A 20,018-nucleotide genomic window follows, 5' to 3' on the forward strand; every position below is an offset into this window, starting at 1 on the left:
GGCCCGCCCGACAGACATCCGCGTGCCCGCACGGATTTACCGGGCGGTGTCCGGAAACGGTCGGATTCCGATACCACCGCCCTTGTGAATGTGTCAGGGCGCCAGCCCGACAACGGCCACTACAGCCGATCGGACCGACGCCCCACCCTTGGAACCGCTGACGCCGAGGCGCTGGTTCCGGTGCGTCACTCCACGCTCGGAGTGCAAGCGACGTAACTGATCGCCGCGGGCAGCGGAACGATACTGGCGCCGACCGCGTTGGACAACGCCAGCGCGTTCTGAATGGCCGCTTCACGATTCGGCCCCTCGGCCCACTGGTAGTCCACACCGCGCGTTGCGGCCGCCACGCACGCGTTGCTCCAGGTGACCAGATCGCAGACCGCGTCCGGGTTGCCCGACTCCGAGCCGCATCTGGCCGCCGCGGCCTGCCTGGCAACCTCGGGCGTCGCGGCGTGGGATCCGTAGAAGTACGTCACACCCAACGGATTCGGAGCCTTCTCGACAGCGATCGCCCCGAATTGATCTCCCGCGGCATGCGCCGTCCCCGCACCGACGACAGTGAGCGACGCGGCCCCGGCGACCAGGGCGATGGTGAGCTTTCGAGCCAGAGACATGGCAGTATCCCCCTCCCCAATGGGTGTCCGACTTCGGTAGATCGACACACCGAACTCCCCGCCAGGGAAAGTAGGCGAACCCAATGGGAATGTCAAAGGTACGCTCTACGGCACCCTGAGCCGCTGCGCCGGAAAGAGCTCACTTCCCGGACGAGGCGGACGGTCGACGCTATCGAGATGGGAATTCCATGCGACGAACGATATCGGCTCTGCTTGTCCTCGCGATGACGTTCACCGCCGGATGGGGCGTTGCCGCCGCCGATCCGGCCAAGCAGGCGCCGCAGCCCCCGGCAGCCGAAACCCACACTCCCGCAACGGAAAACCCGCCCGCGCTCGCCGCTCATCCGCCCCTTCCGCTGCCCGCACCCACGCCCGCGAGAGCGGACGTCGCGCTTCTCACGCTCACGACGATGCCCGCGGGCTGGCAGGACCGGATGGATCTGCGGCCCGTCCTCGAGGTCTACGCAGACGGCCACGCCGTCCGCAAACCGGATGCCGTCGCGCCCGAACGGGATCGGAACACCCCGCCGCGCGAGGTGAGCGGCGCGGTCCGCAGGGAGGTCATCGATACCGCCCTCGCCGAGCTCACCGCGCTGTCCACCCTCGACCTCGGCGTGCCCGGCTCCGGCGACGGCGGCAGTCAGATCGTCGACGTGATGCCCGAACCGCCGGGCCAGAACCTGCACGTGATCGTGTACGCGCCCGACGCGACCGACGGCCTGTCCACCGAACAGCAGAACGCGCGCAAGCGCTTCGCCGACGTCTACCGCAGCCTGCTCGACGCCTTCGTCGCCGACCGCTGACGGGCCCGTCGCCGTGCGCCGTCGGATTCGTTTCCGGACGATCAGCCGGCGGCGGCCGAGCGGCGGTCCCAATCCTCGGGGTGGATGTGGCGGCGGTCGCGGCGAACGCTGCGAGTGCCGCCCGGCCAGGTGAGGGTATTGGTGCCGGTGGCAGTGACGAAGTAGCTGGTGCAGCCACCGGTGGTCCAGACGCGGTCGGCGAGAACCCGGCGACAGCGGGCGACGAAGCGGCGCTGGGCGGTGTCCGTGGGTGTGTAGCGGGTGACGGCGCGATCACGCATGTGGGCGATGATCCGGGCGATGAGGCGAGTGGTGGGTTCGATGGCCTGGAACTGGGAGGTGTGCGGGAGCGCGGTATTGGGACCGGTGACGCAGAACAGGTTCGGCAGGCCCGCGAAGGCGATGCCGCGATAGGCGGTGAAACCGTTGCGCTCGTAACTGTCCCGTAGCGAGAAGGCGGGTGTGCGGAAATCGGGGAAGCGCGGGATCGAGTCCTGGACGTGGTAACCGGTCGCCCACACGATCGCGTCGACCTCGTGGACGACACCGTCGGCGGTGCGCACACCGGCCGGGGTGAGGTCGACGATCTTCTCCGTCACCAGGTCGACGTTGTCCCGGGCGAAGGCCGCGTAGTACTCGTCGGACACCATCGGCCGCTTGCACCCGAAGCGGTAGTCCGGTCGCAGCGCCTCGCGCGTGCGCGGATCGGGCACCTGGTTGCGCAGCGCACGCAAGCAGATCTGCTCGTAGACCGGCAGCAACCGAGGATGGAACTCGGCCAGATGCACCAACTCCAGCAGCGAGAACACGGTGCAGCGTAGGGCGAGTCGCGCGGGCGGGAACTTGCGCAGCACCGTCCGCACCGGTCCGGGGATCGCCCGGTCCCCGCGCGGCAGCACCCACGCCGGACTGCGCTGGAACGACACCACGTGCGCGCCTTGTCGAGCCAGCGCGGGCACGATCTGCACGGCGCTCGCGCCCGATCCGACGACGGCGATCCGCTTCCCTTCCGGCTGGAAGCCGATATCCCATGAGCCGGAGTGCATCTGGACGCCGGGGAACACGTCTCGGCCGGGGATGTCCGGGACGAACGGCACGTGCAACGAGAAGTACCCCATGACGACGGCACGCGCGCTGACGATGCGTCCGTCGGCCAGCCGCACGGACCACCGGTGCGTGGTCTCGTCGAACTCGGCCTCGACGACCTCACTGTTCAGCCGCACGTGGCTCCGCAGCTCGAACGCGTCGACCACGGATTCGGTGTAGGCGCGCAGCTCCGGTTGGGTGGCGAACAGTCGCGACCAGTCACCGGGGAAGAACGAGTACGAGTACAGCACCGACGGCACGTCGACGGCGCATCCCGGATACACGTTGTCACGCCACGTGCCGCCGACCGCGTCCGCGCGTTCGAGAACGACGAAATCGTCTATGCCGGAACGCTTCAGGTTGATCGCCACGCCGAGCCCGCTGAACCCGGAGCCGATCACCGCGACTTCACACCGTTCGGTGATCAGGGACATCGCCTCTCCTCGCACGGAACTGTGATCGGTACTGGCATCGGTCATCTCGCGATACCCGCGTCGGTGTCGCCGGATGTCCTCGCTTCGACACGCATGGGCAGGCTTTCGGGATGCACCAGCGCGCCTATGACGGTCTCGCGCGCCGTGAACCCCGGCTCCAGCCGGAGCCGCCAGCGCCCGCACAAGGTGGCGATCTGCAACGCCACCTGGGTCAGCGCGAACACGTTGCCGGGGCACTGCCGCGCGCCCATGCCGAACGGGATGTGCGCACCGCGCGACATCCCCTCCGTCGCCTCGGGCAGCCAGCGATCGGGGTCGAACCGGTCGGGGTCGGCGTGCACCTGCGGGTCGCGATGCACCGCGATCGGGCAGACGAACAGCATTGCTCCCTCGGGCAGCGCGTGCCCGCCCAACTGGTAGTCCGCGGGCACGTGCCGCACGGTGAGCCACGGCGAGTAGCGACGCAGCGTCTCCAGCACGAGCCGCTTGGTCAGGTCCAGCCGCGGCAGGTCGGTGAATTCGGCGGGCCGCCCGCCGAGCACCTCGTCCAGTTCGGCGTGCAGGGCGTGCTCCACCTCCGGGTTGCGCGCCAGCTCGTAGAGCAGCCAGGTGGCGGTCATGCCGATGGCCTCGGTGCCGCCGACCAGGAAGTTGACCAGTTCGTCGTGCACGTGCTTGTCGGTCAGCGGCGCGCCGTCCTCGTCGCGGGCCCGGATCAACGTGTCGAGCAGGTCGCCGTGGTCGAGTGCCGGGTCGGCGGCCAGGTCGGCGCGGTAGGCCGCGATGATGTCGGCGGTGGCGTCCTTGAGCTGATCGACCAGTGCGAGGAAGCGGCGATTGCCCGGTGTCGGCAGCCGGTCCAGCCAGGCGGGCCGGGTGACGCGGCGCGCAAGCAGCGTCATCACCTCGGGCAACAGCCGGTGGACGCGCCGCGCGGTGACCTCGCCGAGTTCGCCGGAGAACAGCGCGCCTGCGACGGTGCGCAGCGCCAGGTCGTGCATCTCCTCGTTGACGGCGAGCGTCGCGCCATCACGCCACTGATCGGCCCGCGCCTGCCCCATCGCCGTCATCACGGTGGCGTACTGGGCGATGCGCGCCTTCGCGAACGCGGGGGCGATGAGCCTGCGCGAACGACGATGTGTCGCGCCGGAGACGACGGTGACCCCCGCGCCGAGCAGCAATTCGGCGCGCTCGATCATCGAGCCCTGATCCGACAGCCCGGTGAAGGCCTCCCTGATCAGCTCCGGTTCGGTGACGACATACGTTTCGTAGCCGGGGATTCCGATGCGCACCACGGGTCCGTGCACCGACAGGGTGGACAGGAACCGGTGCGGTGTGCGACCGAACCGGTGCCAGTGCCCGAGGAACGGCAGCGCGCCTGGCGCGGTGGGAACCGTGGACGGGACGCCGGTGCGGCGGCCACGGACGGTGGCCAGCAGTGATGTCACGAGACAACCTCCGATTCGGCGCGATTCGTTCAGCCGCGGGCCAGGACGGCGTCGACGCCGCCTACCGAGCGCACCCACTCGACGTAGCGCGCCAGGCCTTCCGCGCGGGAGACGGTCGGGTTGTAGTCGAAATCCTTACGGGCGGCGGAGGTGTCGTAGGTGCTGGAGACGGTCAACGCTGCCGTCGTCCAACTCGACAGCGGGGGCGCCCACCGTTCCTTGACGGCGGGAATACGCCAGATGGTGTCGAAGACGGCGATCGCCGCGTCCAGCACGGGTGCAGGCACGGTGCGGGTCGGCGGGGTCAGGTCGAGCGCGACAGCCAGGTCGCGGACGAACTCCCACAGGTCGATGTCCTCGGGATCGGCCAGGAAATACGCGTTTCCGGCGACCTCGGGGGAACGGGCGGCCTGCAGACACGCGGCGGCCGCGTGCTCGCAGTAGGTGATCGACGCCATGACCCGGCGTCCGCCCGAAAGGTCGGGCAGCCGACCGCTTTTCAGCTTGCGCAGCAGCAGGCTCATCCACCCGGCCGAGCGCGGGCCCCAGATCATCCTCGGACGCAGCGCGCACGTGGTGAAGCCGGGCGAGTCGGCCGCGAGGACGTACTGTTCGGCCACCACCTTCGTCGCGACATAGAGGCTCTTGGGCGCGTCGACATAGGGCTCCGACTCGTCGATGCCGAAGCGGTCCGTCTCGTAGGAGGTGGCGACCGAGGGGCTGCTGACGTACACGAACCGCGATACTCCCGCATCGCGAGCGGCCGCGATCAGGTTCCGGGTGCCCTCCACGTTCGCTTGCCAGAACTGTTCCCGCGCACCGACTTCCGACACCAGGCCAGCGCTGTGATAGACGACGTCCACGCCGTGGCAGGCCGCCCGCAGCGAGTCCACGTCGCCGAGATCGCCCACGGCGGTCTCGAGTCCGGGGACGCCGGACACGTAGCCGAGGTCGCTGCCCACGCGGACCAGCGCCCGCACCTCGTCGCCCGCGCCGGTGGCGGCATCGACGAGGTGGCTGCCGAGGAATCCGGTGGCGCCGGTGACGAGAACCTTCATCGGTCCGTTCCTTCCTTCGTTCGCGGGAATCCGAGCTGATCCGAGGCCCATCGCGCAAGCCGCTCCCGCCCGATCTTCGCGTTGTGCCGGATGTCGACGGGAAAGTCGCTGTGCGGCAGGAAGGTCCGGATGCGCTCGGTCGCCTGATTGCTCTGTGCGATGGCCCACAGTTCACGCCGCACACGGGTGAGTTCGGCGGGCGTGAGATCCGTGGCGGGCTCGAAGCACAGCACCGGGATCTGCTCGGCCGGGGCGCCGACGCCGACCAGTGCGCTCCTGGCGACGTCCGGATGGGTGTTGAAGATCTGCTCGCACCGCACCGTGTACATGTCACCGCCCGCAGCCCGGACACGCTGGGAGAGCCTCCCGCAGAACCACAGTCGGCCCGATTCGTCCACGCGCGCCAGGTCGCCCGTGCGGTGCCAGCGCCGGACGCCGCCGTCGGGCAGCCGCTCGTCGATCTTGTGCCGCTTGTCGGCGGCGGCATTGCGGTGATAGGCGCTGCTGACCTGCGGTCCGCTCGCGACGATCTCGCCGATCTGCCCGGCGGGCAGCACCAGGTTCTCCTCCCAGTCGGCGATGGGCTCGTCGGTGGCGCCGATGATCCGGATCAGGGTCGCGCCGCCGCTCTCCGGCAGCGGGCGGCCGACGCACACGCCCGCGCCCTCGGCGGTCGCGGCGCGCGTCTCGACCAGCTCGGACCATTCCAAGGTGGTCAGCGGCAGCGCCTCGGTGGCGCCGTAGGTGGTGAACACCCTGGCTTCGACGCCGAGGGCGGCCCGGATACGTTCCAACGCGACCAGATTCGCCGGTGCGCCCATGGAGATGACCCGGGCGATGTCGGGCAACGACTCGCCGGTTTCGGCGAAATGCTCACCGAGCCGGGTCAGCAGGGCGGGCGAGGCGGTGAGGTCGGTGGCGCCGAAGGACCGCGCCACCTCGGTGAGCAGCGCGGGATTCGCCTTCGACACCCGTACCGGGTCGACCGGGCCGAGCACCACGTGCGCGCCCTGCAACAGATCGAAGAGCCCGAACAGGGGCACCGAGGTGAGCGAAACGAATCCCGTTGGGCGATTGTGCAGTTCGGCGACGACGTCGAGGGCGGCGGCGAAGCCCGACCTGGTGAACTCGACACCCTTGGCCGGTCCTGTGCTGCCGGTGGTGAAGGCGATCATGAACAGGTCGTCCGGAGCATGTTCGGCCGCAGGGATTTCCGGCTCGCCGCGCAGATCGGGCAGGCTGTGACCGCCCCAGTACGACCGCCCCGCCGTGACATGCACGCGGATCGAGCCGAAGGTGCGCCGCGCGGCCAGTCGCACCAGGTGCGCTTCGGGGATCCCGATGAACGCCTCCGCGCCGACGCTGTGGAAGCAGTGCAGCATGCGGCGCACACCCATGCCGGGATCCACCACGACCGGCACCGCGCCGACCCGGAACAGCGCGAACAACACCGCGAACAGGTCCGGATCGGGCCGCACGAGCACGATGGTCTTGACGCCCTCGGTGATACCGATCCTGGCGAAGCCCGCCGCGTACGAGCGGACGCGGCGGCCGAGCTCGGCGTAGGTCATGTCCGCGAACCGCAGGTCGGCGCCGCGCTCGGCCTTCGCCGCGTCCGAGCGGGTCGGGTAGCTGAGGGCGGGCCTGTCGGCCCCTTCCGCGATCCGGCGCTCGAGCAGGGCGTTCGGGTCCTCGTATCCGACGGCGCGCGTCACTCGGCACCGCCGGCGGGCACCCGGTAACCGACACAGCCCGCGGTCGGCCCCGACCCTCCCGCGACGAGCAGCAGCCGGTCACCCTGGCCGACGACGCCGGAGCGGATCAGCTGGTGGTAGGCGATGATGAGACCGGAGCTCCCGGCGTTCTTCGCTCCGGCGTCGGCCTGGTGGTGACGCGCGAAGCCGAAATCGGCGGCCAGCGTCGCCGCGAAGTCCGGCGCGGGATCGTTGGTGACGAGGACCGTCGAATCCGGTTCCAGATCAGGATGATTCGCGAGATAGTTCCGCACCGCCGTGCGCGCGACACCGGTGACCTGCTCGGCGAAATCGCCGGCGACGTCGACGGTGATCGTGCGCGCGCCGTCGTGGCCCATCGCCTTCAGATCGAGGTACCCCGCCACGCCGGGGTGTGCGCCGTCCGGACGCGGCGCGGGCTGCAAGTGCACCGCGCCGAAGCCGCTCGCGTCGTCGATGCCGTTCGTCACCAGGAACGCACCGCCCACGGTGGCATAGGGGAAGTCGGCGGCGTCCGCCCGGCCGCCGGGGTGGGCGTCACTGCCGACGATGAGGACGTGCTCGGCGGTGCCGTTGGCCAGCAACGCATTCGCGGCCTGGAGTGCGTTCAGCACGCCGCAGGAGCTGTTGCGCAGGTCGAGGGAGAACCCGGGCCGGGACGAGCCGGATTCGTAGTCGAGATGCATGCCGAGCTCGCGTTGGATCAGCGCGGCGTTGGACGGCTCCACGATGTTGGCGTCGCGGTACACGCCCACGTTCACCAGCACGTCCACGTCCGCCGCCGACAGGCCCGCCCCAGCCAGGCACTCCCGCGCCGCCGCGACCGCGTGGCCGATCGAGCCGAGCGCCGGATCGTCGCTCACCGCCGAATTCCGCAGAATGGTCACCACGTTCACTTCACCAACTCACCGATGGTCGCCGACAGGACGCCGAACACCATTCCCGACGCCGTCGGCACGAAACAGATCTTCGAACCCGGTTCGATCAGGCCGCGGGACAGATAGTCGTGCAGCACCAGGAAATGTGTACTCGCGCCGGTATTTCCGTACTTTTCGACGCACGCGAGCCGAGGCGGCATCGGTACGTCGTGGATCTTGCTGCCCGACTCCGCCAGTTTCTCGGTGAACCCGACGCCGAGCTGATGGAAAATGATGTAGTCGAAGCCTTCGGCGGCGAAGGTCGTGCCTTTCTTGGCCAATACGTCACGATGGAATTTCGCCCATGTTTCGCGCCTCGGCGCCGCCTGCATGGTGAGGTTGTCGGTCAACATGATCATGTTCTCGGTGGCGTCGCTGGGTTTCGCGATACACAGGCCGGAGTATTCCGCGCAGGTGATCATGTCGATGTAGTGGACGGCATCGTCGTCGTCGACGGCGCGGTCGAGCACCACCGCGACGGCCGCGTCGGCCAGGGTCAGCGCCGCGAACTGGGGATCGCGGGCGTCCACCGCCTCGGCCAGCGCGCCCTCGGTGACCGGCGAGATGACCTCAGGAGTCACCACCATGCCGGTCCGGACGACCCCGGCCCGAATCAGGTTGTCCAGCAGGTAGACGCCAGTCATGGTGCCGCCGCACGCGTTGGCGACGTCATAGCCGGTGGCGTTGACCGCGCCGATGCGGCGGGCGATCTCCCCCGCGGCGGACGGCTCGAACACCATGCGGAACCCGTCGTGCACGGTGGTGCCGCCGCAGATGATCACATCCAGATCGGCGGGGTCGTACCCGGAGCCGGCCAGGCAGTCGAGTGCCGCGGCGACACCCAATGTCAGGGTGTCCTCCTCGGTGCGGTCGACCATATGCCGGTGTGCGATACCGGTAATGCGTTCGACGTCGAACTCGCCGCCGCTCGACATGCGGTCGAGCACTTCGTTCGTGGTGAATTCTCCGGAAGGGAGAGCGGCCCCGAGCGCGCGTATTCGAGAGCGATTCATACGAGATTTCCTCCGAGGGCCGCGACTACCACAGAAATGGAGCGACACGGCGCCGATACAGCAGGGGGGCAACGGAAAACCCGGACTCGACCGGATGATTGTGACACTACGACCAGACCGCGACAGCGGTCCACTTCGGCCGCCGATCGGTGAGGGGGATCACCAATCGATGTGTGCGCGTTGCTACTTCGCGACAAATATTCGGCACGAAGCTGGTTTCCCGCGATGAATTACCGTCGCCGATTGCGCCGGGCCCTCGATTCGTGATTAGGCTCGGCCCGGTGTCCGCCCCGCTCCGCGCACCGATGTCGCTCCTCGATCTTCCCGGCCCGGACGGCTGGCCGGTGCTGGGCAACCTCCCGCAGCTCACCCCGACCCGGCTGCACCGGCAAGTGGACAGCTGGTGCGCGGAATACGGCCCCGTCTACCGGCTGAGCATGCCGGGCAGGCGACTGGTCGTGGTCGGCGATCCCGAACTGAGCAAGGAGATCCTGCGGCAGCGGCCGGGGACCTACCGGCGGCAGTCCTCGATCGAGTCGATCATGAGCGAGATGGGCTCCAACGGGCTGTTCTCCTCCGAGGGCGACGCGTGGCGGCGGCGCAGGCGGCTGGCCATGCCCGGTTTCAACGCCGCCCATCTCACGCGGTTCCACACCACGCTCGAGCAGATCACCGAGCGGCTCCGGCGGCGCTGGCTCGCGTCGGCACCCGAGGACGTGCGCGCCGACCTGACCCGCTACACCGTGGACGTGACCGCCAAGCTCACCTTCGATTACGACATCAACACCCTCGAGCAGTCCGGCGACGTCATCCAGCAGCACCTCGAGCACGTCTTCCCGATGCTCAACCGCCGCTTGAACATTCCGCTTCCCTACTGGCGCTGGGTCAAGCTGCCCGCCGATCACGCGCTGGACCGGGCACTGGAAGCGTTGCGCACCGAGGTGAACGCGGTCATCGCCCGTGCGCGCACGACCGCGCCGGAACAGCCGACGAACTTCATCGAGGCATTCCTGCTCGCCCACGATGGCGGCGAATCGTTCACCGACGACGAACTCTTCGCCGAGGCGCTGACGATCCTGATCGCCGGGCAGGACACCACGAGCAATGCCGCGGCGTGGCTGCTCTACCACCTGGCCTCCGAACCCGAAGCGCAGGAACGCATCCGAGAGGAAGTCGCGCGGATCCCGTCGGCGCTGGAGCGTCAGCCCTATCTGGAAGCCGTTGTCGCCGAGTCGATGCGGCTGCAACCCACCACTCCCCTGCTGCTCATGGAGGCGGTGCACGACACCGTGCTACGCGATATCGCGCTGCCCGCGGGCACGTGGGTGCTGGTCAACGTGCGGTATCCGGGTCTCCAGGAGGAATATTTCGCCGATCCGCAGCGGTTCGACCCCGAACGGTGGCTGCGCGACGCCGACAGCAGGGCGCACCGCCCCGACGTCGCGATCCCCTTCGGGTCGGGGCCGCGGTTCTGCCCGGGGCGCGGCCTGGCGATGCTGGAGGTCAAGAGCGTGGCCGCGATGGCCTGCCGCACTTTCGATTTCCGGCTCCCGGACGGTGTGCCGCCGCCCGACGACCGTTTCCATTTCGCCGTGATCCCGGTCGGCCTGCGGCTCGACCTCGCGCCACGACCGGCGGCCGACCGCGAATTCGAAGGATAGGAGCCGATATGGCGGTGAAGCGCTTGTCGGCGACCGACGCGACCTGGTTGTCGCTGGAGTCGCCGGAGATGCCGATGCATGTGGCGTTCCTGATGGAATTCCACTGTCCCGAAGGCGATGCCGAGAGTTTCGTCCGCCGCTGGCACGCGCGGCACGCCGCCCCTTTCACCGCTCCGGCGCCGTGGAATCTGCGGCCGGTGCGCGGCCGCCTCGGCCAATCCCTCGCCCTGGTGCGGGAAGTCGATGAGATAGACCCGGCCGACCACATCAGGACGTGGCGGCTGCCCGCGGGCACCGGCCGCGACGAACTGGTCGACCTTGTGACGCGCATCCACCGCGAGCAGTTGGACCTGGGCAAGCCGCCGTGGGAGCTGCATTTCGTGACGGGACAGTCCGAGGACCGGTTCGCCGTGGTGTTGAAGACGCATCACAGTCTGCTGGACGGCGTTTCGCTGGTGCGCGTCATCACCGGCGGTCTGTCCCCCGACGCGCGGGCGCGCGATCTGCCGCCCTTCTTCACGATCGGTCCCGAGACCGACCTCGCTCCGGCGCGAACGAGCCGGATCCGCGCGCTGCGCACGGCGGTGTACGGATTCTTCGCGATACTGTCCGGGATCGGCGGGGCGGCGCGAGATGCGCTGCGGCGCAAGAAGGGACAGTCGACCGCGCAGCAGACCTACCGGCAGCCGCCCTCCGTCCTCGACGGTCCGATCACCGGCGCGCGCGACCTCTCGCTGCGCCGCTATCGGCTCGACGAGATCAAACGACTGGCGCGCGCGGCGGACTGCACCGTCAACGATCTGGTGCTGTATCTGGTCGCCACGGCGTTGCGCGGCTACCTCGCCGATCACGCCGAACTGCCCGACCGTCCGCTCACCGCCGGTGTGCCGACCGATCTGCGCGACGGCGACCAGCGGGTGGGCACTCGCGCGGGGCTGATGTTCACGGCGCTGGCGACCGACGTCGAGGACCCGGTGCGGCGTCTCGCCGCCGTCAAGGACGCGATCGACGCCGCCAAGCGGCACATGGGCGCGATGTCGCCCGGCGCGGTCATCGGCTACGGCTTGGCGACCACCTTCCCGTGGGTCTTCGCGCTGCTGCTCGGCATCCGGTCGGCTCCGTCCTCGCACCCCATGGGGATCTCCAATATTCCGGGGCCACGGGAAACGCTGTTCTGGGAGGGCGCTCGCCTGGACGCGATGTATCCGATATCCCTTCTGATGCACGGCAATGCGCTGAACTTCACCTGCTTCGGCTACCGCGACGAGCTGTTCATCGGCGTGCTCGGCGCCGCCGGCAAACTGCCGCCGATCGAGCATCTGACGGCCGCGCTGGACGCCGCCGTCGCCGAACTGGACGGGTTGCTCGCGCCGCCTGCCGCGGTCGGCCAGGACTGACATGTGCGCCATCTGCGGCATCGTCGACGTCGAGGCGCCGGTCGACCCCGGCCCGCTCGCCGCGATGTGCGCCGTGCTGCGCCACCGCGGCCCCGACGACCACGCCACCTGGAACGACCGGCATGCCGCGCTGGGGTTCCAGCGCCTGTCCATCGTGGACGTGCGGCACGGCGCGCAGCCGACCGCCGACGAGAGCGGTTCGGTCCGTGCGCTGCTCAACGGCGAGATCTACAACCACAAGGCGTTGCGCCGCGACCTGGCGGCGCGTGGGCACCGGTTCCGCAGCGACAGCGACGCCGAAGTCGTCCCGCACCTGTACGAGGAGTACGGGGACGGGTTCGTCGAACACCTGGACGGCGATTTCGGCATCGCGATCTGGGATGCCACCCGGCGCCGTCTGACGCTGGCCCGCGACCGCGTCGGGGTCAAACCGCTCTTCTACCACGTGCGCGGCACTCGCCTGACGTTCGCGTCGGAGATCAAGGGCATCTTCGCCTCCCGCGCCTGCACACCCGAGATCGACCGGCAGGGGCTGAGCGACTGCCTGTTCTACGGGCACACGATCGCGCCGGGCACGTTCTGGCGGGACGTGCGCGACCTGGAACCCGGCACCGTCCTCACCGCGGACGCCGACGGCCTCCGGAGCCGACGGTATTTCCGCATCTTCCAGCGCGCGGACCCGGACGCGCCGCTGCTCACCGGGCGCGCGGCGATCGAGGCGTTCGGCGAGCGGTTCACCGCCGCGGTCGCCAAGCGCGTCCCCGACGAGGTGGACGCGGGCGTCGCGCTCAGCGGCGGGCTCGACTCGTCCGCCATCGCCGCCGTCGCCGCCCGGCGCTGCGACGCGCCGCTGACCACGCTCAGTGTGCGGCTGTCCGGCGCGATCCACGACGAGACCGAGATGTCGCGGCTGGTCGCCCGGTCGTTGCGGGTGCCGAACGCGGAAGCCGAGATCACCGGAGCCCGTGTCTGCGAGCTGCTGCCGAAGAGCATGTGGCACTTCGAGTCTCCGTTCTGGTACGGCGGCGTCGCCTCACCCTTCCTCGACCTGACCGCGCTCGCCCGAGACCGAGGACTCAAGGTGGCGATGAGCGGCGACGGCTCGGACGAACTGCTCGCCGGTTACGACTTCTATCGGTTGATGCGGCTGAGTTCGCGGTTGGAGGCCCTGCGGCTGGACGCGCTGCGACCGCTGGTGTGGCGGCAGGCGACGAAGTGGATCGGCGCACCGAGCGGCATCGACCGCCACATCGTCGAGATCTCCACGCAGCGTGGGCAATACACCGAACGGTACGGGCAGATGCCGCCGTGGATGTATCTGTGGAGCGCGCTGTCCGGTACGGCGCGGCCCGCCGTGCTCGCCGAGCTGCCCGAGCCATCGGCGCTGCCCCGCCCGCCGGAACACAGCGCGCTGCACCGGCAGATGCATTTCGAATTCCACACCCGCCTGCCGCACTGGGTGCTACCGATCTCCGACCGGCTCGGCATGGCGCACGGCATCGAGGTGCGGGTGCCGTTCCTCGACCGCGATGTCCTGGACGTCTGCGCCGAGCTCGACCCGCGCATGCTCATGCGCCTCGGCACCGAGAAGTACGTGCTCAAGCGGGCGGTGGCCGACGTGCTGCCCAAGCGGATCGTGCGGCGGCGCAAGAAACCCTTCATGACACCGGTCGGCCCGTGGTACCTCAGCGGGCCGGGCGCGGAGCTGGCCGCCGACCATCTCTCCCGTGCCGCCGCGCGACGCTACGGGCTGTTCGATCCCGAAGCGACGGAACGGATCTGGCGCACGGCCGTGGACCGGCCAGGCACCTGGGACGGCGTCACCGCCGAATGGGCGGCGATGGCGATCCTGTGCACCCACCTCGTGGTCGACCAGTTCAGCGCCGATCGCTTCACCGCCGACGCGATCGCGGGAGCCCGGACATGACCGTGACACGGCCGCGTGCCGCCGAATGGCACGAACTCGCACTGCACGCCGCCGCCCAGCCGGGCCTGGCGCTGCTCGCGCCGCTCGGGGCCGTCACCCGCCCCCTCCGCAGGGTGCCGAAATTCGGCTGGGTGGTGTCGGATCCGGAACTCGCGCGCCGCGTTCACCGCGACAGCGAGCATTTCAGCATCGCGACGGACGGCGCGTCGGGGCACTGGTGGTCACAGATGCTGGGCGACTTCGGCGCCGAACGATTCGAGGGTCCCGAGCATCAGCGGTTGCGCGCGGGGCTCGGGGATCTGTTCAGCAGGCCCGCGTCCGAACACCTGGTCGAGGAGTCGACGGGCGCGCAGCTCGAGCGGCTGCGCACCGATCTGGCCGCGGGGCGGACGGTCGACATCGCCGAGTTCGGTCGGGTGTTCACGGCGCGCACGATGGTCGACGTGGCCGGTCTGCCGCGCGAAACCGTTACCGACACACCGTATCTGGACCTCTTCGCGGCCATGGAACGGCTGGCCGATCTGGGCAAGGGCAACTGGGCGACGACCGTCGTCCCCTCGCGCAATCGACGCAAGGGCAACGAGCTGGCCGCACTGATCGGCGAGAACGTCGAGCACGTCTACGACACGGCCGACGCAGGCACCGTCATCGGACGCTGCCGCGACACAGGGTTGACGCTCGAGCAGACCCGGGGATTCACCGTGCTGCTCGTGGTGGCCGGGACCGTCACCCTCGCGAGCACCATCGGGCGGCTGGTCGCGTTGCTGCACGACACCGGCGACCAGCATCGGCTGCTGGCCGACGCGGGCCGGATCCCCGACGCGATCCGGGAGGGGCTGCGGGTGACGAGCTCGATGCCGGTCGTCGGGCGGGGCGTCGTCGGCGACGTCGAACTCGGCGGCAGGCAGTTGCGCGCAGGCGACCGCGTCAAGGTGATGACCTGGTACATCGACAATTCCGTCGGCCGGTTCGACCTCGATCTGGGTTATGTGCCGCAGACGCGGCAGCTGTGGTTCGGCGGCGGCAAGCACTTCTGCCTCGGCGCGGCGCTCACTCACGTGCAGCTGACGCGCTTCCTGGAGACGCTGCTCGCGGCGGGCCGCCCGTGGGAGATCACCCGCCGCCGCTACCGGTTCAATGCGTTCGTCCCGCTCTACCGCAGGCTCGACATCCGCTTGCGCTGACGCGGGGCGGGCAACCACCAGTTCCAGCGGCCGAGCAGCCGCAGGGTCGCCGGTACCAGCACCAGTCGCACGACGACCACATCGAGCAGGACCGCGACGGCCAGCGCGAAGCCGAGCTGCTTCAGCTCCAGGGTGCTCGCGGTGAGGAAGCAGGCGAACACCACCACCATGATCGCGGCGGCGACCGCGACGGGTTTGGCGGTGGCGCCGATCCCGTCGACGACCGCGTCCTGGTTGGCGGCGGCCGGGTCGGTCGCGGCGCGCGGCGCAGTCGAGTCCCAGTTCTCCCTGATCCGGCGGATGACGAACACCTCGTAGTCCATCGAGAGGCCGAACAGGATCACGAACACGATCAGCGGCATCACGACCTGGAGGAATCCCGGACTCTCGAAGCCGAAAAGCGCTTCGCCCCAGCCCCATTGGAACACCGCGACCGTGATGCCGAGCGCGGCCGCCGTAGCGAGCAGGTTGACCGCGACCGCCTTGACCGGCACGGCGACGCTGCGGAAGACCGCCACCAGCAGAGCGAGCGCGCACAGCACCGTGATCGCCACGACGAGCAGGTAGGCGCCGCGAACCGCGTCGCTGATCTCGAGCAGACCGGCGGGCGCGCCACCCGCGGTGATCCGCAGGTTCGGGGCCGACGCGGCCAGCGTGCGCGCCCGCGCGTCGAGTTCGGCGACCAGATCCGAGCCCGCGGCCGAGTCGATCTGCGTGCGGGTCACGACGGTCAGGTGGACGCGGCCGTCCGACTGCCGCGCCAGCACGGCGGCGACGCGGGGATCGGCGCGCAGCTCGTCGGCGAAGCCTTGCACGGTGCTCGCCGCCTCGGGGTCCAGCGGACCGCGGTCGGGCCCCGTGGCGACGAACTCCATCGGCGAGAGCATGCCGGGCGGGAACTTCTCCGCGACGGTGTGCGCCGCGACACCGGAGGGGTACTCGGTCAGCGATGAGATGCCGAGGTCGAATCCGGTGCGCAGGCCGGTCAGCGGCAGCGAAGCCACGACCAGCAAGCCCGCGGCGGCCAGGCCGAATACGACGGGCCTGCGCATCACCCGGCGCGCCCACCGGCGGGCGGCGTCGCTGTCGTCGGAGTCGACGCTCCGGCCGCGCACGCGCCAGCGATTCACGGCCGGGCCGAGCTCGGTGAGGACGGCGGGCAGCAGGGTCACGGCGGCCAGCATCGCCGCCGCCACGGATACGCCGACGCCGAGCACGATGCCGCGAAAAACCCCGGCGGGCACCACGAGCAGCGACGCCAGCGACACGATCACGACCGAGCCGGAGGCCAGGACCATGCCGCCCGTGGTGGCCATGGTCGCGGTGACGGCGGCGCGGATCGCGTCGGTGTCGGCGCGCGAGGTCACTGCGCGCGCCGAGAGCTGCTCGCGGAACCTGCTCACCACGAACAGGGCGTAGTCGATGCCCACGCCGAGACCGATCATGCTTGCGATGGACAGCATCAGGGGGTCGACGGAGGTCACGGTGCTGGCGAGCAGCAGCACGCCGGTGCACGTCAGCAGCCCGGCTACGGCCATGAGGATCGGTAGCAACGCCGCGGACACCGCGCCGAGCGCCAGGGTCAGCAGCACGAAAGCCACCGGAACGCCGAGGGATTCGGCGCGGCGCGCATCGGCCTGTTCGGCGATGATCACATCGTTCTGGATCGCGGTGTAGCCGGTGAGGTCGACGCGGACCACGTCGCGGCCGGGCAGCGCGGACAGCGCGTCCTGCACGTCGCCGGAGACGTCGACACGGTGCGACTGGTCGCCCTCGATGGCGACGACGGCAAGGGCGGTGCGGTGGTCGTCCGAGACCAGTTGTCGCGCACCGAGATCGCCAGGTGCCGCGAGCACCGTCACGCCCCCGACCGATTCGACGGCGTGCCGGGCCCGCTCGATCTGGACGCGGTATTCGGGGGCGTCCACGACCGCGGTGCCGGAATCGAACACCAGCAGCGCCTGTTCGGCCCGCAGGCCGGGAAAATGCGCGGCGATCAGACGTTGCACCGCCACCGATTCGGCGCGGTCCACGGTGAGATCCGGTGCCTGCAGGCGTAATTCGAGCAGTGGGTAGCCCGCGGCACACAAAATGAGCACGATCGACCAGACCGCGATCACCACGCGCGGACGGGTCGTCACGCGACGTGTCCAGTGCGACAGTGGATCGCGTCGCACGGGCTCCGAATCGGAAGCGGCGGGCAACTCTTCGGCAGCGCCGAGGCTCATCGGCGGGCACATCCCTCGAGCCTGATCGTGCCCGCCGCGAGACACCCCAGGTCCGAAACGCCTACCACCGCACCGCGTCCTTCCCCGGCCCACGAGATCACCCCCGGAGCGGGGGCCGGTGAATCACCGTACGCAGCGCGGCGGCGGGGTGTCACTGCATCGTCGGGAGAACATTCGCGCCAGATCTTGTTCGGGAAGACGAACGTCGCAGCAAACCGACGGCGATCGCGCACCAGCATCGATGATGTTGCCGCGCTGCATGTTTCACCCAGCGATTCCAGAACCGGGGCGGCCCTGCGTCCCGGAATGCGCGGCGCGATGTGAGCCCGGTCATGGTGGCGCGGAATCGTGGCGTGCGTTACCTTTACCTCACTTATGGGAACGAAGTAGTTCCTCTTTGCGGGAGGGTTTGGCAAGGCATGATCAGACGTCGGGGTCCGATCGCTGTGGCAGCCGCAGCGCTGTCCGCGTTTCTCGTGATAACAGGTGGAGTGGTGTCCGCGCCCTCGGCCGAGTCGACGCCGGCGAGCGCCGGGCTCGACGCCGAGTTCATCGCCACACACAATGCGCCGCCGCAATATCCGCACGTCTTCATCGAATGGGATGTGCCGATCACCATGAGCGACGGCACGGTGTTGAAGGCGAACGTCTACCGTCCCGCCGATGCGACGGGTCAGCCGATCCAGGAGCCGACACCGACCGTCGTCAACCTGACGCCCTACACGAAACTCGTTGCGAACCTGGCGGATTCCGCGCTGGCGATTCCCGGGCTCGCGGACCCGTTGATGCATGTGCTGCGCAATCTGGATTTCTCGGCGTTCGGGATGAGCGGGCTCAGCGATCTGATGCGGGCGCTGCCCGGCGGCGCGGCGCGGACCTTCGGCGTGGATCGCAAGCTGATCCAGAGCGGATACACGCAGGTCGTCGTCGACGTGCGCGGAACCGGTTTCTCCCAAGGCCTTTGGCAGGTCTTCGGCGATCGCGAACAGCAGGACGGCGCCGAGGTCGTGGACTGGGCGGCGAACCAGCCGTGGTCCAACGGACGGATCGGCATGAGCGGAATCTCCTATTCCGCCGTCAACCAACTGCAGACCGCCGAGCGCAGACCCGCCGCACTGCAGGCGATCTTCCCGATCGTCCCCGGCAGCGACCTCATTCGCGACGTCGCGGCGCCCGGCGGCGCGCTCGGCATCGGTTTCATCCCCGAGTGGCTGCTTGCGGTCAATGCCACGAAGTTGCTTCCCGACGTGGTCTCGGTGCTGACCGGCAGATTCGACTGGACCTGGCTGGCCGACCGCATCCGCGACCCGTTCACCTTCTTCAACACCGTCATCGCGGCGCTGGTCACGCCGAACATCGACCAGATCCCACCGGACATGATGGCGGTGCTCGACGACGAGAGCCCGCTGCGGACCGCGTGGGTCGGGCATCCGGAGCGGATCCAGACGCCGACCTTCATCTACGGCGGCTGGCACGACATCTTCACCTATTCCTCGCCCCGGGTGTACAACGCCATCGATGTCGCGGACAGCCAGAAGAAGCTGGTGATGGGCGACACCTACCACGTCACCACCGGCGCGGGCATGGGCGACCCCGGCGCGCCGCCGTCCCTGGACGTCCTGCAGCGCGCGTGGTTCGACAAGTGGCTCAAGGGAATCGACAACGGCATCGACGGCTACGACCAGGTGACGTCGTGGCAGCAGGGCGGCGGTTGGAGCGACAGCCCGTCCTTCCCGCGCCCCGGGATGGAGTACCGGCGGCTGTACCTGAACGCGGTCCCGTCGGGCACCGCGCCGACCGCCGCGGGCGACGGCTCGCTGAGTATGGCGCCGGGCGGCCCCGCACGACTGACGATCGCACCCGGCCTGTCCACCTTGTGCTCGCGCGATGCCGCGCAGGGCACGGCGGGCATCGTCTCGGCACTGGACATCTGCGCCGAAGACGCGCGGATCAGCGAGATGAACGCGCTGACCTTCACGACGGCGCCGGTGAACCGGCCGACCCAGATCTCCGGTCCGCTCGCCGTCCACCTGAACACCGTCCTCGACGCCACGGACGGCTACTGGACGGTGACCGTGAATGACGTAGCGCCGGACGGGCGTTCCACCGTGTGGACGACCGGCCAGCGCACCGCCTCGCTGCGCGCGGTGAACGAGGCCGCCTCCACCCGCTCCCCCAACGGCGACTACACCGATCCCTACCCGATCTTGACCCTGGCGAGCCGCGAACCTGTCGTCCCCGGCCAGCCGACCGTGCTCGATATCGGGCTCTTCGCCACCGACGGCATGCTACAGCCAGGGCATCGGCTTCGCATCGACGTCTTCGCGAGCAACTTCCCCAGCAGCATCCCGCTGCGCCCGCTGCTGAACGAAAGCGGACTCAGGCCACAGCATCTCGTCCTGGACCCAGATCAGCCCAGCTGGGTGAACATCCCGGTCGAGGGCGATCCCGGCTGGTGAGCGGAGTGTGACCGCCCTCCGGCGAGCACTCCGATCGGCGTGGTTTGTCTCGCACG

General features: G+C 69.5%; 14 protein-coding genes. 6 read left to right on the top strand and 8 right to left on the bottom strand.

Features of this window, described 5'->3' with window-relative positions; all coding sequences use genetic code 11:
- Positions 1-185 precede the first annotated feature (185 nt).
- Complete coding sequence (locus tag AC3ERS_RS33210) at positions 186-614, bottom strand: DUF4189 domain-containing protein (protein WP_431972109.1); 429 nt, start codon at positions 612-614, stop codon at positions 186-188.
- A gap of 188 nt (positions 615-802) precedes the next feature.
- On the opposite strand from AC3ERS_RS33210, the gene AC3ERS_RS33215 reads away from it, so the two are divergent.
- Positions 803-1,417: a hypothetical protein gene (locus tag AC3ERS_RS33215; protein WP_431972110.1), complete on the top strand. Its 615-nt coding sequence runs from the start codon at positions 803-805 to the stop codon at positions 1,415-1,417.
- Between the two features lie 41 nt (positions 1,418-1,458).
- Here the strand turns inward: AC3ERS_RS33215 and AC3ERS_RS33220 are convergent, their stop codons facing one another.
- Genes AC3ERS_RS33220 through AC3ERS_RS33245 form a run of 6 tightly spaced genes read right to left on the bottom strand, consistent with a single transcriptional unit; the run spans position 1,459 to position 9,106 of the window.
- A complete protein-coding gene (locus AC3ERS_RS33220; protein ID WP_431972111.1) occupies positions 1,459-2,937 on the bottom strand; it encodes a flavin-containing monooxygenase in 1,479 nt (492 codons plus the stop codon).
- A 41-nt stretch (positions 2,938-2,978) separates the two neighbouring features.
- Positions 2,979-4,385 (bottom strand): cytochrome P450, encoded by a 1,407-nt coding sequence (locus tag AC3ERS_RS33225; RefSeq protein WP_431972112.1) that lies wholly within the window; start codon positions 4,383-4,385, stop codon positions 2,979-2,981.
- Positions 4,386-4,414: 29 nt separating this feature from the next.
- Complete coding sequence (locus AC3ERS_RS33230; RefSeq protein ID WP_431972113.1) at positions 4,415-5,443, bottom strand: NAD-dependent epimerase/dehydratase family protein; 1,029 nt, start codon at positions 5,441-5,443, stop codon at positions 4,415-4,417.
- Positions 5,440-7,158, bottom strand: coding sequence for a fatty acid CoA ligase family protein (locus AC3ERS_RS33235; protein ID WP_431972114.1), 1,719 nt, complete (start codon positions 7,156-7,158; stop codon positions 5,440-5,442). The genes AC3ERS_RS33230 and AC3ERS_RS33235 overlap by 4 nt, the downstream gene beginning before the upstream one ends.
- Positions 7,155-8,063: a hypothetical protein gene (locus AC3ERS_RS33240; protein ID WP_431972115.1), complete on the bottom strand. Its 909-nt coding sequence runs from the start codon at positions 8,061-8,063 to the stop codon at positions 7,155-7,157. The genes AC3ERS_RS33235 and AC3ERS_RS33240 overlap by 4 nt, the downstream gene beginning before the upstream one ends.
- A 5-nt stretch (positions 8,064-8,068) precedes the next feature.
- Entirely contained in the window at positions 8,069-9,106 is a 1,038-nt protein-coding gene (locus tag AC3ERS_RS33245) for a 3-oxoacyl-ACP synthase III family protein (protein WP_431972116.1), read from the bottom strand.
- A 281-nt stretch (positions 9,107-9,387) separates the two neighbouring features.
- Here AC3ERS_RS33245 and AC3ERS_RS33250 point away from each other — a divergent pair, with 281 nt between their 5' ends.
- Genes AC3ERS_RS33250 through AC3ERS_RS33265 form a run of 4 tightly spaced genes read left to right on the top strand, consistent with a single transcriptional unit; the run spans position 9,388 to position 15,275 of the window.
- Positions 9,388-10,767, top strand: coding sequence for a cytochrome P450 (locus AC3ERS_RS33250; protein ID WP_431972117.1), 1,380 nt, complete (start codon positions 9,388-9,390; stop codon positions 10,765-10,767).
- Between the two features lie 8 nt (positions 10,768-10,775).
- Positions 10,776-12,164 (top strand): wax ester/triacylglycerol synthase family O-acyltransferase, encoded by a 1,389-nt coding sequence (locus AC3ERS_RS33255; protein ID WP_431972118.1) that lies wholly within the window; start codon positions 10,776-10,778, stop codon positions 12,162-12,164.
- 1 nt (position 12,165) lies between these two features.
- Positions 12,166-14,091: an asparagine synthase (glutamine-hydrolyzing) gene (asnB, locus tag AC3ERS_RS33260; protein WP_431972119.1), complete on the top strand. Its 1,926-nt coding sequence runs from the start codon at positions 12,166-12,168 to the stop codon at positions 14,089-14,091.
- Entirely contained in the window at positions 14,088-15,275 is a 1,188-nt protein-coding gene (locus tag AC3ERS_RS33265; RefSeq protein WP_431972120.1) for a cytochrome P450, read from the top strand. The genes asnB and AC3ERS_RS33265 overlap by 4 nt, the downstream gene beginning before the upstream one ends.
- On the opposite strand, the gene AC3ERS_RS33270 is transcribed toward AC3ERS_RS33265, so the two are convergent.
- Entirely contained in the window at positions 15,245-17,416 is a 2,172-nt protein-coding gene (locus tag AC3ERS_RS33270) for an MMPL family transporter (RefSeq protein WP_431972121.1), read from the bottom strand. The genes AC3ERS_RS33265 and AC3ERS_RS33270 overlap by 31 nt on opposite strands.
- A gap of 506 nt (positions 17,417-17,922) precedes the next feature.
- Here AC3ERS_RS33270 and AC3ERS_RS33275 point away from each other — a divergent pair.
- A complete protein-coding gene (locus tag AC3ERS_RS33275) occupies positions 17,923-19,962 on the top strand; it encodes a CocE/NonD family hydrolase (RefSeq protein WP_431972122.1) in 2,040 nt (679 codons plus the stop codon).
- Positions 19,963-20,018 lie beyond the last annotated feature (56 nt).

This window comes from Nocardia sp. bgisy134, from assembly GCF_057708325.1.